Genomic DNA, 13630 nt, shown 5'->3' with positions numbered 1-13630 from the left:
ATGTTTCATGAAAATGATTAATGCGATAGTTCACAGCGAGGATGGAGATTCAGTAGCTGAGGCTTTGATGGCTAGTGGCTATATAGTTACTAAGCTTGCTACTACAGGAGGCTTCCTTAGGAGAGGCAATACTACTCTGTTAATTGGTGTTGAAGCAGAAGAGGTGCAGAAGGTAATTGACATCATCATAAAAGAGTCAGGCAAGAGGGAACAGATAGTGTACAACCTTCCTTATTCTCAGACAAGCGGTGTACCTGTAACCGGCTACAATGCAGTGCCAACCACAGTAGACGTGGGTGGTGCTACAATATTTGTGATAGATGTGGAGAGATTCGAAAAGGTATAAGTCTGATATAACTATATGGCATAGCTTACATTACTATCATTACTTGACATTGTGGATACCGATTGATATTATTGAAAACAAGTTTTAACAAAACATGCATAGCTAAGGAGATATATGAATAAAATTGTATTTTCGGTATTTGTAGATAACACATCCGGTGTACTCAGCAGGGTGGCAGGACTTTTTAGTAGAAGAGGCTTTAATATTGACAGTCTTACCGTTAGTGAAACTGAGCGTCCTGTATATTCAAGAATGACAATAGTTTCTCACGGTGATGATCAGGTATTTGACCAGATTGTAAAGCAGCTTGCAAAGCTTGAGGACGTTAAGGAAGTAAAGGTACTTCATCCGGACAGCTCAGTAACCAGAGAGCTTATCTTAGTTAAGCTTAAGGCTTCACAAGCAGAAAGACAGGGAATAATTGCCACATCTGACATCTTCAGAGCCAAGATAGTAGATGTCTCAAGTGAATCCCTCACTGTTGAGCTTACCGGTAATCAGACCAAGATAGAGGCATTTTTAAATCTTCTTGGTAAAGAGAAAATATTAGAGATGGTACGTACAGGTGTTACCGGTCTTGAAAGAGGCTCTAAAGCCCGCGGCGAAATGTGGGACGATTAGTTTTGTAGTCAAAATAAACTTAAGAATATACGGAGGAATTAGTTATGTCAGACGCAAGAATATTTTATGAGAAGGATTGTAATCTTTCATTATTAGAGGGAAAGACAATTGCAATAATCGGTTACGGCAGCCAGGGACACGCTCATGCACTTAACCTTAAGGAGTCGGGCTGCAACGTGGTAGTTGGTCTCTATGAGGGAAGCAAGTCCTGGGCTAAGGCTGAATCACAGGGACTTAAGGTGCTTACAGCTGCTGAGGCTGCAAAGGCTGCAGACATAATCATGATTCTTATAAATGACGAACTTCAGGCTAAGCTTTATAAGGAGAGCATTGAACCAAACCTTGTACCTGGCAACATGCTTATGTTTGCACACGGTTTCAACGTACACTATGGTCTTATTACAGCTCCTGAAGGAGTAGATGTAACTATGATAGCTCCAAAGGCTCCCGGACATACTGTTCGTTCTGAGTACTTAGAAGGAAAAGGAACCCCTTGCCTTGTTGCTGTACATCAGGATGCTACAGGTAAGGCTCTAGATATGGCACTTGCATATGGAGCAGGTATTGGTGGAGCCAGAGCAGGTATTCTTGAGACAACTTACAGAACTGAGACTGAGACAGACCTTTTTGGTGAGCAGGCAGTGCTTTGTGGTGGTGTTTGTGCACTTATGCAGGCAGGTTTTGAGACTCTTGTTGAAGCAGGCTATGATCCAAGAAATGCGTATTTTGAGTGTGTTCACGAGATGAAGCTCATAGTTGACCTCATCTATCAGTCAGGCTTTGCAGGAATGAGATATTCTATATCCAACACTGCTGAGTATGGTGACTATGTAACAGGTCCTAAGATTATAACTGATGAGACCAAGAAGGCTATGAAGAAGATTCTTTCTGATATTCAGGATGGTACCTTTGCCAAGGAGTTCCTTCTTGATATGAGCGATGCCGGTGGTCAGGTACATTTTAAGGCTATGAGAAAGCTTCATGCTGAGCAGCAGCTAGAGCAGGTTGGTAAGGAGATTAGAAAGCTTTATAGCTGGAATAATGAAGGCGATAAGCTTATAAATAATTAATATTAGGTTTTGTCGATAAGGGCATGGGCTTATGATGGTTCATGCTCTTTTGTTATATATAAATTGGATGAGACGGTCTGTCCTGTACATAGTCCAGACTCGCTACGGCTCCGCTTCGCTACGCCTGATGCGCTCGCTTAGGCTATGTCAGGGCAGACCTGTGTGGCAAAATTTAAAAGCATCTTGAAAAAGAAATTAAATAGTTAAGGATAGGATGGTGGGTATGGTTAGTCGGTGGTACATGAGGACTTTTAGGGGAGATTTTAACGGGATATCTGAAAGGTTTGGGATAAGCAAGATAGCTGCAAGAGTCCTTGTAAATAGGGGTAGGAATACAGACCGGGAGATAGAGGAGTACATAAGGGCTGAGGAGGCTAAGCTTTCAGACCCATCGCTGATGCGTGACTTAGTGAGGGCTTGTGAGATTCTTAATGAAAAGATAAGTACAGGAAAGAAGATTAGGGTAATTGGAGATTATGATGTGGATGGAGTTTGCTCTACTTTCATACTCTATGATTTTTTTAGGAGTATGGGGGCAGATATCAGCTATGTTATCCCTAACAGGGTGCAGGACGGCTATGGGATAAATATAGACATTGTTGACAAGGCCAAGAGTGATGGTATTGATACTATTATTACCTGTGATAATGGTATCGCAGCCTTTACTCAGGTAAGCCATGCTAAGGATATAGGGCTTACGGTTCTCATCACTGACCACCACGATATTCCGCTTAATAACGAACTTCCGCCTGCTGACACTGTTACCAACCCTAAAAGGGAGGATTGTTACTATCCTTTTAAGGGACTTTGTGGTGCAGGAGTAGCTTATCAGCTCATTAATTATTATGCCGATAGATATGGAGAGACATTTAATCAGAGCAAAAAAGTGGTGGAAAGTAAGTATCTTGCCTTTGCAGCCCTTGCCACTGTCTGTGATGTGATGGAGCTGATAGGCGAAAACAGGACAATAGTTAAAAAGGGCTTAAAGGCAATATATAATACTGAAAATATTGGTCTTAGAGCCTTGTTAGAGGTTTCAGAGCTTGTTAATAAGGAGAGCATTACAGTTTATCATTGTGGTTTTATATTAGGACCTATGATAAATGCGTCAGGCAGGCTTGAGTCCGCAGTTAAGGCGATTAAGCTGTTTCTTGAAAGTGACAGGGACAGGGCTGTGGCTGCGGCTAAAGAGCTTCAACAGTTAAATAACGAGAGAAAGGAGATAACTGAGGAGGCCCTTTTAAGGGCTGTCGAGATAGCTGAAAGCCCTGAATACTTGAAAGACAAGGTTTTGGTTATCTTAGTTCCTGACTGTCACGAGAGTATAGCGGGTATAGTTGCAGGTAGAATTAAAGAAAAGTTTTATAAGCCTACACTTATTTTTACCTATGCAGAGAGAGGCATAAAGGGCTCTGGCCGCTCTATAGAAGATTATAATATGTTTGAAGAAATATCAAAATGCTCTGACTACTTTGTAAAATTTGGCGGACATCCTATGGCGGCAGGGTTTTCATTGAAGGGAGAGTCTAATGAGGAACAGATGGAATACCTTTTTAAATTGAGGAAGCAACTAAATGAAAATACCAGCTTAACTGAGGAGGAACTTAAACCTAAGGTGTTCTTTGATATGGAACTGCCTCCGTATTATGTGTCTGAAAAGCTGATAGAAGAGCTCTCTTCATTTGAGCCCTTTGGTACAGGCAATAGACCACCAACCTTTGCTAAAAGAGACATCCTAGTGCAGTCCTTTAGCATAATAGGGAAGAATGAAAATGCAGTAAGGCTTGAATTTACAGACGGTACAGACGGAAGAGTGTATAAAGGTATTTGGTTTGGAGATGCGAAAGGATTTGAAAGTTATTTTTTAAGCAAAGGCGATAGGAAGCTTGATATAATATATTATCCACAGATAAATGAGTATAAGGGATTTAGGAATATACAGTTTAAGATAGAAGAATACAGATAAATATAAGAAGAATAAAGATAGGTGTAAATAGAGCCATACAGACAAGAAGGGTTTGACTGTATGGCTCTTAAATGGTTCGTTTTTAGTAATGCTATGAACTGGAATGTATATGCGTTTTCACAGGTTATTCTATTACTGCTGTAGTGCTTTTTGCAGCGGTATGACCATATTTGTCGGTAACACTGTATGTTACGGTATAATTACCAGGTGTTTCAATATCAATATCATCTTCAATCTCTATATCGTCTGTGATGTCCTTTCCGTCGTAAGAGACAGCCTTCACACCTTTTAAGAGGTCATAGCTTGTATCTTTTGCTGAAAGAGTTATTTTCTTTGGAAGAGTTATAACAGGGTCCGTCTTTATGATAGGGCGTCCCGGGCTCCAGGTGTCTGTAGGGTCAAATCCTGTGTATGTAGGATAAGGTGTAGGCTCCGGCTTTCCTAAAGGTCCCGGATTCTTTGATTCATATATGGTTACTTTCGTACCTAGTGAACAGTTATCATATATCCACTTTGTGTCTGCAGCAGAGAGTCTTACACAGCCATGTGAAGCTGTTGAACCCAGCTTCTCAAATTGTCCCTTCATCAAAGTGCCTGCGTTTAACCTATAGTAGGGAATGGAATGAAAGAGTATCTGACCTACTATCCTTGTGGAGTACTGCCCCCACACATTGTATAGGAGCTGCCTCCAGCGGTATTTCACAGTGGTTCTGTAAGTACCTAGAGGAGTGAGGTTGCCTCCTGATGAGCACAGCATGGCTTTAACCGGCTTAAATGAGCCATCCGCCTGCCTTTTATATACAGTTACGGTGTTAGTAAGTCTGTTTACCTTGATATGATATTCTCCTGTAGCTGCGCTAGCAGGTAAGGTGAACATAAGAGAGCTGATTAGAATTGCAAAAATAAGCAAATAATTTATTAGTTTCTTTGTTTTCATAATGTCCTTTCTGTAACTTTTTGCCTAAATGGTATAAATTTTAGGTCAAAACCTGCCGATATAGTCATAGCGATAAAAATATTCGTTGTTAGTATAAAGTATAGGGACATAAAAGTAAACCCCATTTGATTCTCTAAGTGTAATATTTCCATAAGAATATTACAAAGATATCAGATAATTACAAAATAAAACCCTGTAATTCTAAATTTCTGTTAATATTTAATTGTTACTTTATATTGATTTTTGCACTAAAAGTCATTATAATAGAAGTAACTGGTTTTTTTGCTTTTTAAAATCTGTAAGAAAAACTTAAGATTTATTAACAATTTTAATAGTATGTGTATAGGAGGTCAAACGTGATAGACGTTACAAAAATGAACGGTTTGGAGTTTACTATCAATGCTGACCTCATAGAGGTGATTGAGGAGGTTCCTGATACTGTTATTACCCTCACAACAGGGAAAAAAATCATGGTAAAGGAGAGCAGGCTTCAGATTAAAAGCCTCGTCAAGAACTATAAACGTGAGATTTTTACAGGGGCGATTTTGGATAAGGATCAGTAACCCTGTAATTTTGTGTGAAAGCTGCGATATAACCAATATACAAGTTAACATACTTGTATTATAACCACCCTATATGTAGGGAATAAACGAGAACGGAAGGTGACTGGCTTGGATATAGCTACTTTACTTGGACTTGTAATTTCGCTTGGACTTGTGCTTTTCTCAATTATGATGGACAATCCTGCGGCGATTATGGGATTCATCGATTTACCATCGGCACTCATTACCTTTGGTGGTGCTTTCATGATAGTTCTTGCTTCAAACAAGAACATAGGTGAATTTGTATCCGGACTTAAGAGCTTTACTTTGGTTCTTAAGCCTGTAAGCTTCAATCAGTCTGAGGTAATTAAGGGAATTATCAATCTGTCTAATATTGCAAGAAAAGATGGTTTGCTTGCCCTTGAGGAAGCTTCTCAGAATATAGAAGATCCATTTCTTAAGAAGGGCATACTTCTTATAGTAGATGGTACAGACCCTGAGCTTGTTAGAGGAATTCTTGAGACTGAGATTTCCTGTATCGAAGAGAGGCATAAAAGCAAGTTCGGTTTTTGGGAGACTCTTGCAAGTATGGGACCTGCCTGGGGTATGATTGGTACTCTTATCGGTCTTGTAAACATGCTTGCTAACCTTTCAGATCCAAGCTCAATCGGTCCTTCCATGGCGATAGCGCTGATTACTACCTTCTATGGTTCTTTCCTTGCAAACTGGCTCTGCGCTCCTGTTACCAACAAGCTTAAATCAAACAGTGCAGAGGAGATTATGCTAAAGGGAATCATGGTTGAGGGTATATTATCCATTCAGGCGGGTGAGAACCCTAGAGTAATAGAGGAGAAACTGAAATCATTCTTAACACCTGCTGAACGTGAAGCATTCTCAGAAGGTGGTGGAGAGGAATAAAATATGGCAAGGAAGAAAAAACCGGAAGAGGCCAAGGCGGGCGCTCCCGAATGGATGGCAACCTTCTCTGACCTTATGAATCTGCTCTTATGTTTCTTCGTGCTTTTGTTCTCTATGAGTAGTACTGATACAGCCAAGTACAATGAAATTGTGGAGGCAATTACCTCCTCTTTCAGTATATTTTCGGGTGGCGGCTCCGCGCTTGACCAGGGTGTACTCGTATCAAGTGGAGTGAGCCAGCTCAATGAACTTGCTGAGTATTATTCTAATCTTGCAGTGGAAAATACTGCTGAAGAAGATGGGACAAAAGGCGGGAGCGGAAAGTCGGATTCGGAAAACACCAGTGAAAATAAACCGGAAAAAGATAATGTAAAAAAGGAAATCACTAAGGATGAGGTATTAAAGAAGTACGAGCAGGAAGTTAAAGAAGCCGCTGAAAAGAACTATGAAAAGGCATCTGAGGCTATCAACCAGTTTAAGCTAAATGATACAGTTCAGCTAAAGATGGATACTTCTTATAATTACATAGGACTTAGTATAGATGGATACTTTCTTTTTGATTCAGGACAGGCTGAACTTAAAAAGGGTGCTGACGTGGTACTTGACAAAGCAGCCGGCATCCTTAAGAAGTTTAAGGATACTGACATAGTAATTGAAGGACATACTGACAATGTTCCTCAGACCAATACAGTCAAGTTCAAGAATAACCTGTGGCTTTCCAGTGCCAGAGCGATGACTGTGCTTGAGTATCTTACCAATGTGGAGCATATGGACCCTAAGAGGCTTTCTGCAAGCGGTAAGGGAGAATATGAGCCTATAGCTTCCAATAAGACACCTGAGGGAAGACAGAAGAACAGAAGAGTTGAAATAAAGATATTTACTAAAGTTGCTGAATAAAAACTCTAAGGAGATTATTATGAAAAAGAACATGCTTACAATAGTGGCTATTGCTTTAAGCCTTATGAACCTCATACTAACTGCGGTTATTATGCTTTCGGTGGTTTCATCGGCTAAGGCTACCAACGCATTAGTATCAAACATAGCTTCTATAATTGACCTGGAGCTTGAGAATGATACCTCTAAGAACAAGGTATCTATAAGTGATATGGATGTAGTTACCTTTGATAAGTCCTTACAGATTAACCTTAAGGGCTCAGGAGACGGTAAAGACCATTATGCTGTTATCGACCAGATTTCTCTATACCTGATTAAGACAGAGGATGACTACAAGACTATCTCAGAGAGCATGAAAAATGCAGACACTAAGTCAGGCTATGAGTCCACTATAGATGAGATTGTAAGTAACCAGTTCTCACAGTATACTAAAGAAGAAGTGCAGAACAACAGAGAGGCTATAAAGGCTGCCGTACTTAAGGCTATTCAGGAGAAGTTCGGTACGCAGACTATGGCTGAAATTGCCTTTAAGAACCTGAGATTACAGTAATAAAACGTAAATGAATAATTATAGGATGGTGAGGCTTAATGAGTGATATACTCTCGCAGGAAGAGATAGATAAGCTGCTACGCGGAATTGAGAGCGGAGATGTAGACACGGATGACCTCAAGGAAACAGACGAGAAGGTGGTAAAGGACTATGACTTTGCAAGGCCGTCTAAGTTTTCAAAGGATCATTTACGTACCTTGGAGTCAATATTTGAGCACTATGGCAGACTTCTCTCTGCCAATCTGCCGGCTTATCTAAGAAAGACTGTTCAGGTTGAGGTTAGAGGTTCTGAGGCCATTACGTACCAGGAATTTCAGAACTCGCTTTCCAATCCTGTACTCTTAGCTATAATGAATCTATCGCCGCTTAAGGGAAGCTGCATAATGGAGATGTCTAATAACCTTGGATACACCATTATTGACAGACTTTTGGGCGGAGAAGGTAATCCTATTGAAAAGACAAGAGATTTTTCTGAAATAGAAATAGTTGTAATTGAGAGAATCTTAAATATTTGTACAGGGTATTTACAGGAGCCTTGGCACAATGTTGTGGAGATAGACCCGAGGCTTATGCGTATAGAGACCAACTCACAGTACGCACAGATTATTTCACCTCAGGAAATGACGGCTCTTATTACTCTTAGTATTAAGATTGGTACTGTAGAGGGCTTTATGACCTTCTGCCTGCCTTTTACTTCTCTTGAAGAGGTAATGGATAAGCTAAATACCAAGTTCTGGTTCTCAGCTCTTCAGGAAAAGGATGACACCAACTATGGTGAGCAGATTGGAGAGATTATCGATAGAGCCCAGATACCTATCAGAGCGGTGCTTGGCAAGAGTGTTGTATCTGTCAATGATTTTGTTAATCTACAACCGGGCGATGTGATAAGGCTCAACTCAAAGGTTGAAGATGAATTGGATGTGTTTGTAGGAAATATGAAGAAGTTTAAGGCACTGCCTGGAGCTTCATCAGGTGTATATGCACTTAGAATTACTAAAGTTATTAGGGAGGAAGAATAAGCCATGGACGGAATGCTTTCACAGGAAGAAATAAACGCGTTGCTAGGCGGTATGGGTGAAGATGGTGGTTCGGATTCTTCCGATACCCAGGCAGGCGCAGGCAGTGTACCTTTATCAAGCGAGGAAAAGGATGCCATAGGAGAGATTTCTAATATTAGTATGGGTACAGCGGCAACCACGCTTTCTACCCTGCTTAACCAGAAGGTTCTTATAACTACTCCTAATGTATCTATTGCAAATTGGGAAGATATATCACAGTCTTATGACAGGCCTTGTGTATTTATTCAGATTTCATATATTGAAGGCCTTGACGGTAATAATATCCTTATTCTTAGAGAAAAGGATGTTAAGATAATCACAGATCTTATGATGGGTGGTAACGGTGAAGATGTAGATGGAACTGAGCTTTCTGAACTTCATCTCTCTGCTATTTGTGAGGCCATGAATCAGATGATGGGCTCAGCTGCAACCTCTATTTCATCAGTACTTGAAAAGAAGGTTGATATCAGCCCTCCAACAGCGAGCCTCATAGATATGGACGGCTCTATAGATGAAGAGGGATTTGGTGATTTCCTTAAGGGAGAGTTTGTAAAGGTTTCATTTAGACTTGAAATTGGCACACTGATTGATAGTGAACTTATGCAGCTTTATCCTATAGATTTTGCAAAGGAGTTGTATAACAAATTTATGTCATCTTCAGAATTAGATCAGCCTGCACCTGCAGCACCGGCACCAGCACCGGCTCCAGCACCGGCAGCGCCTACACCGGGACCAGCACCTGCTATGCCTGTACCTCCTCAGGGATATGCACAGCCTATGCAGCCTGCACAGCCGGTAAATGTAGCTCCTGCACAGTTCCAGGCCTTTGATAATACAATCAATCCTCTGATGCAGCAGGAAAATATAGGCCTCATTATGGATGTACCTCTTGAGGTAACTGTAGAGCTTGGAAGAACGAATAAGACCATTAAGGAAATTCTTGACTTCTCGCCGGGTACAATCATTGAGCTAAATAAGCTTGCCGGTGAAGCCATTGACCTCCTTGTAAACGGTAAATACGTGGCAAAGGGTGAGGTTGTTGTTATCGAGGATAACTTTGGTATAAGAATAACTGAAATAATCAAATAATATCTTCTAGAGATGTAGAGCTTATGGTAAGGTGTTTGCCTTATGATGACGCTTGCACACGCTTTTTATGGAGGATAAACATGGTTCTATCTAGAACGGCAGGTACATTAGGCAGCATTGCGCAGATATTCGGAATGCTTGTCGCATTTGCAGTGATAGTTGCGGCTGCCTACTATGTATCTAAGTATTTTAGCAAATATGCACTGAAAACCAGAGAAAATAGCAATATAAAGGTTGTTGAAACAAGCAGGGTTACTGCAGATAAGTATTTGCAGATTGTAGAAGTAGGCGGAAGATATTTCTTAATAGGAATAACTAAAACCAATATTAATCTTATATCAGAAGTTGATGGAGATAAGATTAAGGCTAACTTACCTGTAGAAACTGAAAGGTTTTCTTTTAAGGAATTTTTGGACAGAGCTAAATCAAAAGAAAAATAAGAAAAGGCTGGTAATATGAGAGAACATCCTTTATGTACGAAAAAGTTTAATTTACTATATCTTGGGATTGTTTTAGTGCTTATATGTACCTCCCTTTTTTTTGTTACTCCGGCTTATGCGATAGACAACAGAACAGGGAATACAGTGGACAGAAGCTCCAATGACAACAACAGTTTTACCACAGGAACTTCTCCATACAATATAGGTATCAATCTCACAACCAATGGTGAACAGAGTGGACTGGCGGCTACGCTTAGGATAGTATTGGTTCTAACCGTACTGGGACTTGCGCCTTCTATCCTCATTCTGCTTACCTCTTTTACGAGAATTCTGGTAGTACTTCATTTTGTGAGGTCTGCACTTACTACGCAGACTACTCCACCCAATCAGGTGCTTACAGGACTCGCGTTATTTCTTACCTGGTTTATAATGTCGCCTATATTTATACAGATAAATACAGAGGCACTTAAACCGCTTACAGACGGCAATATTACTTTCGAACAGGCTTATGAGATAGGAATAAAGCCGCTAAGGACCTTTATGTACAAGCAGACCAATACCAAGGATATAAGGCTCTTTCTTGATATAGCAGGGATAGAAGAAGTTAAGGATATGGATGAAATACCTACCAATGTGCTGATTCCCGCATTTATAATCAGTGAGCTTAGAGCAGCATTTATCATTGGTTTTTGCATATATATACCTTTCCTCGTCATAGATATGGTTGTGTCCTCTACGCTTATGTCAATGGGTATGATGATGCTCCCGCCTACTACCATATCTATGCCTTTTAAGATTCTGCTTTTCATCATGGTAGACGGATGGGATTTGGTTATAGGCAATCTTGTTAAATCATTTGTTAAATAGAATAGGAGGCAGTTATGAGCGCAGATAAGGTCATAGATATTTCCAGAGAAACAGTTATGCTCATACTTAAGCTATCTGCACCTATGCTTCTTGCATCACTTGTGGTTGGTCTTATAATAAGCTTGATTCAGACGATTACATCCATACAGGAGCAGACGCTTACCTTTGTACCAAAGCTTATTGTGACTATGCTTATGCTGGTACTTACAGGAGGATGGATGATGACCAGTCTGTCGGAGTTTACGACTGAGCTTTTCTCAGGCTTTGGCGACTACATATATGAGTCAACAGGCTTTATAGGGTACATAGTAACATTACTGTAAACATAACATATAGAAAGTTTGGGGATGAAAATGCAACTGCAGTTTACCGTTGAGAATTTAGAATATTTTTTATTCATAGTTACTCGTGTATCTGCATTTGTGTTTACAGCTCCATTTTTTAGTTTCGGCAGTATCCCAAGGCAGTTTAAGATAGCGTTTACGCTTATTTTCTCTACCTTGCTCTACCTTACTCTTCCCAGTGTGCCTGTCACCTATCCCGGGGTTATAGGGTTTTCGCTTATGGTTATGTCTGAGGCCTTGGCAGGGACGCTGCTTGGGTATTTTACCAACATAGTTATGACCATACTTAACTTTACAGGCAGGCTCATAGATATGGAAATAGGCTTTGCCATGGTTACCATGTATGACCCTGTATTCAAGGTAGATACATCTGTTACAGGAAATCTCTACAATTACTTTGTGATTATCCTTCTTCTGGTAAATGATTTTCATCATTACTTCTTAAAGGCTTTTGTAGATGCCTTTAAGGTAGTTCCTATCGGAAGGGCTGTAATAAGTGCCAATACAGTAAACGTAATAACTTATTTCCTGGGCAATTATTTTATGATAGCAATGAGACTGATGCTGCCGATATATGCCACAATGCTCTTAGTAAATGTGGTGCTTGGTGTTATGGCTAAGGTAGCACCGCAGATGAATATGTTCGTTGTGGGCATTCAGCTTAAACTTCTTGGAGGCCTTGTGGTTATGATACTTATGATGTCTATGCTTCCCGGAGTGGCCAATTATATTACCAAAGAAATGCAGGATGTATTCCTAAGGGCGGTGGAGGCGCTTAAATCATAGTGATTTTTTGGGTTAAAGATTGCAAAGAGGATAGAAATACTATACAATTAAGGGATAGGAGATTTGCATATAACCTCCAGTTTTTTGGCGAGGGAGGAGATAAGACAGAGAAGGCAACTCCTAAGAAGTTAGATGATGCCAGAAAAGAAGGGCGTGTTGCCAGAAGTTCTGATTTGATAAATGGCTTTATGCTTTTACTTATGTTCTTTGTGCTAAAGCTCTTTGGAGGCATTATGGCTAATCTTTTCCTTGACAGCTTTGTCAAGTATTATAACAAGGCCTCTGATATATCGATGGAAGTATTTGATGTGAGACAGGCTGTGAATCTTAGCAATGAGATTGTTTTAGATATAGTTATTGCAAGCCTGCCTGTACTTATAGGAAGCTTTGTGGTTGCTCTTGTGGGCAACATAGTTCAGGTTGGCTGGAAGGTAACGGGCAAGCCCCTAAAGCCCAAGCTTGACAGGTTAAACCCCATAGGTGGGCTTAAGAGAATGTTCTCACAGGAAAAGGTTGTAGAACTTATCAAATCCATACTTAAGGTACTTGCTATTGCTCTTGTTGCATATAATGAAGTTAAAGACAGGTGGAAGTTCATCCTCAATCTCTATGACTTCGAATTTATGCAGGCAATACTTAATATTTTTGATATTGTTTTGGACGTAGGTATTAAAATCAGCTTGATCTTTGTTGTCATAGGACTTGCGGATTTTGGATATCAGAAGTGGAAACACTTACACGATTTGAGGATGAGTAAGCAGGAAGTTAAGGATGAAATGAAGCAGAGCGAAGGTGATCCTCAAATCAAAGGCCAAATCAGACAGAAGATGAGAGAGGGAGCCAGAAGAAGAATGATGCAGGATCTTCCTAAGGCGGATGTGGTTATTACTAACCCTACACATTTTGCTGTAGCAGTCAAATACGATAAGGAGACGGCAGAGGCCCCTTATGTACTTGCAAAGGGTGCTGACTATGTTGCGGCAAATATCAAAGAGATAGCAAAGCAGAACAACATAGAAATAGTTGAGAATAAGCCACTTGCCCGTATGCTTTATTATAACGTGGAAATCGGTGACCAGATACCGCCTGAGCTGTATCAGATGGTTGCGGAGGTACTGGCTTATGTATATAGTGTTAAAAATAAAGAAATACTTATAAGTTAATAATTATTCTTTGATTATAAAGAGAGGAGGGGTGTCTAC

Annotated in this window: 16 protein-coding genes; 15 read left to right on the top strand and 1 reads right to left on the bottom strand. The window is 40.3% G+C overall.

Translation table 11 applies throughout. The annotated features are described in order from the left end of the window. Nucleotides 1-7: 7 nt before the first annotated feature. From JJN12_RS06855 to recJ, 4 genes are all read left to right on the top strand, one after another. On the top strand, nt 8-346 hold the full coding sequence (locus tag JJN12_RS06855) for a cyclic-di-AMP receptor (RefSeq protein ID WP_208428973.1): 339 nt from the start codon (nt 8-10) through the stop codon (nt 344-346). Nucleotides 347-460: 114 nt separating this feature from the next. Continuing rightward, nucleotides 461-967, top strand: a complete 507-nt coding sequence (gene ilvN, locus JJN12_RS06850) for an acetolactate synthase small subunit (protein WP_208428972.1) — start codon at nt 461-463, stop codon at nt 965-967. A gap of 44 nt (nt 968-1011) precedes the next feature. Further along, a complete protein-coding gene (gene ilvC, locus JJN12_RS06845; protein ID WP_208428971.1) occupies nt 1012-2037 on the top strand; it encodes a ketol-acid reductoisomerase in 1026 nt (341 codons plus the stop codon). A gap of 241 nt (nt 2038-2278) precedes the next feature. Further along, nucleotides 2279-4003 (top strand): single-stranded-DNA-specific exonuclease RecJ, encoded by a 1725-nt coding sequence (gene recJ / locus JJN12_RS06840; protein ID WP_236013723.1) that lies wholly within the window; start codon nt 2279-2281, stop codon nt 4001-4003. Nucleotides 4004-4127: 124 nt separating this feature from the next. Here recJ and JJN12_RS06835 read toward each other — a convergent pair whose 3' ends face one another. Continuing rightward, nucleotides 4128-4940 (bottom strand): L,D-transpeptidase family protein, encoded by an 813-nt coding sequence (locus JJN12_RS06835; RefSeq protein ID WP_208428969.1) that lies wholly within the window; start codon nt 4938-4940, stop codon nt 4128-4130. A 356-nt stretch (nt 4941-5296) separates the two neighbouring features. On the opposite strand from JJN12_RS06835, the gene JJN12_RS06830 reads away from it, so the two are divergent. The 11 genes from JJN12_RS06830 (at nt 5297) to flhB (ending at nt 13591) form a co-directional block, all read left to right on the top strand. Further along, the gene (locus tag JJN12_RS06830) at nt 5297-5503 is read left to right on the top strand and encodes a flagellar FlbD family protein (protein ID WP_208428968.1); all 207 of its coding nucleotides are present in this window, start codon (nt 5297-5299) and stop codon (nt 5501-5503) included. A gap of 108 nt (nt 5504-5611) precedes the next feature. Next, nucleotides 5612-6400 carry a motility protein A gene (locus tag JJN12_RS06825; protein WP_208428967.1) on the top strand — a complete coding sequence of 263 codons (789 nt, stop codon included), beginning with the start codon at nt 5612-5614 and terminating at the stop codon, nt 6398-6400. A gap of 3 nt (nt 6401-6403) precedes the next feature. Beyond that, the gene (locus tag JJN12_RS06820; RefSeq protein ID WP_208428966.1) at nt 6404-7297 is read left to right on the top strand and encodes an OmpA family protein; all 894 of its coding nucleotides are present in this window, start codon (nt 6404-6406) and stop codon (nt 7295-7297) included. A 19-nt stretch (nt 7298-7316) separates the two neighbouring features. Beyond that, nucleotides 7317-7844 (top strand): flagellar basal body-associated FliL family protein, encoded by a 528-nt coding sequence (locus tag JJN12_RS06815; protein WP_208428965.1) that lies wholly within the window; start codon nt 7317-7319, stop codon nt 7842-7844. A 38-nt stretch (nt 7845-7882) separates the two neighbouring features. Then, on the top strand, nt 7883-8863 hold the full coding sequence (gene fliM, locus JJN12_RS06810) for a flagellar motor switch protein FliM (RefSeq protein WP_208428964.1): 981 nt from the start codon (nt 7883-7885) through the stop codon (nt 8861-8863). Nucleotides 8864-8866: 3 nt separating this feature from the next. Beyond that, nucleotides 8867-9991 carry a flagellar motor switch phosphatase FliY gene (gene fliY / locus JJN12_RS06805; RefSeq protein ID WP_208428963.1) on the top strand — a complete coding sequence of 375 codons (1125 nt, stop codon included), beginning with the start codon at nt 8867-8869 and terminating at the stop codon, nt 9989-9991. A gap of 80 nt (nt 9992-10071) precedes the next feature. After that, a complete protein-coding gene (fliO, locus tag JJN12_RS06800) occupies nt 10072-10431 on the top strand; it encodes a flagellar biosynthetic protein FliO (protein ID WP_208428962.1) in 360 nt (119 codons plus the stop codon). 15 nt (nt 10432-10446) lie between these two features. Then, nucleotides 10447-11298: a flagellar type III secretion system pore protein FliP gene (gene fliP, locus JJN12_RS06795; protein ID WP_208428961.1), complete on the top strand. Its 852-nt coding sequence runs from the start codon at nt 10447-10449 to the stop codon at nt 11296-11298. Nucleotides 11299-11312: 14 nt separating this feature from the next. Next, nucleotides 11313-11621 carry a flagellar biosynthesis protein FliQ gene (gene fliQ, locus JJN12_RS06790; RefSeq protein WP_208428960.1) on the top strand — a complete coding sequence of 103 codons (309 nt, stop codon included), beginning with the start codon at nt 11313-11315 and terminating at the stop codon, nt 11619-11621. 30 nt (nt 11622-11651) lie between these two features. Then, nucleotides 11652-12428: a flagellar biosynthetic protein FliR gene (gene fliR / locus JJN12_RS06785; protein ID WP_208428959.1), complete on the top strand. Its 777-nt coding sequence runs from the start codon at nt 11652-11654 to the stop codon at nt 12426-12428. Continuing rightward, nucleotides 12428-13591 (top strand): flagellar biosynthesis protein FlhB, encoded by a 1164-nt coding sequence (gene flhB / locus JJN12_RS06780; RefSeq protein WP_328706793.1) that lies wholly within the window; start codon nt 12428-12430, stop codon nt 13589-13591. The genes fliR and flhB overlap by 1 nt, the downstream gene beginning before the upstream one ends. Nucleotides 13592-13630 lie beyond the last annotated feature (39 nt).

Origin of the sequence: Catonella massiliensis (assembly GCF_016651435.1) — a bacterium.
Taxonomy (GTDB): Bacteria; Bacillota; Clostridia; order Lachnospirales; family Lachnospiraceae; genus Catonella; species Catonella massiliensis.
The sequence above is the reverse complement of the archived record's forward strand: the minus strand, read 5'-3'. Positions and strand labels throughout refer to the sequence as shown.

Coding starts and splice junctions, on each gene's coding strand:
- JJN12_RS06855 (WP_208428973.1), top strand. CDS start 8: ATGAAAATGATTAATGCGATAGTTCACAGCGAGGATGGAGATTCAGTA.
- ilvN (WP_208428972.1), top strand. CDS start 461: ATGAATAAAATTGTATTTTCGGTATTTGTAGATAACACATCCGGTGTA.
- ilvC (WP_208428971.1), top strand. CDS start 1,012: ATGTCAGACGCAAGAATATTTTATGAGAAGGATTGTAATCTTTCATTA.
- recJ (WP_236013723.1), top strand. CDS start 2,279: ATGAGGACTTTTAGGGGAGATTTTAACGGGATATCTGAAAGGTTTGGG.
- JJN12_RS06835 (WP_208428969.1), bottom strand. CDS start 4,940: ATGAAAACAAAGAAACTAATAAATTATTTGCTTATTTTTGCAATTCTA.
- JJN12_RS06820 (WP_208428966.1), top strand. CDS start 6,404: ATGGCAAGGAAGAAAAAACCGGAAGAGGCCAAGGCGGGCGCTCCCGAA.
- JJN12_RS06815 (WP_208428965.1), top strand. CDS start 7,317: ATGAAAAAGAACATGCTTACAATAGTGGCTATTGCTTTAAGCCTTATG.
- fliM (WP_208428964.1), top strand. CDS start 7,883: ATGAGTGATATACTCTCGCAGGAAGAGATAGATAAGCTGCTACGCGGA.
- fliY (WP_208428963.1), top strand. CDS start 8,867: ATGGACGGAATGCTTTCACAGGAAGAAATAAACGCGTTGCTAGGCGGT.
- fliO (WP_208428962.1), top strand. CDS start 10,072: ATGGTTCTATCTAGAACGGCAGGTACATTAGGCAGCATTGCGCAGATA.
- fliP (WP_208428961.1), top strand. CDS start 10,447: ATGAGAGAACATCCTTTATGTACGAAAAAGTTTAATTTACTATATCTT.
- fliQ (WP_208428960.1), top strand. CDS start 11,313: ATGAGCGCAGATAAGGTCATAGATATTTCCAGAGAAACAGTTATGCTC.
- fliR (WP_208428959.1), top strand. CDS start 11,652: ATGCAACTGCAGTTTACCGTTGAGAATTTAGAATATTTTTTATTCATA.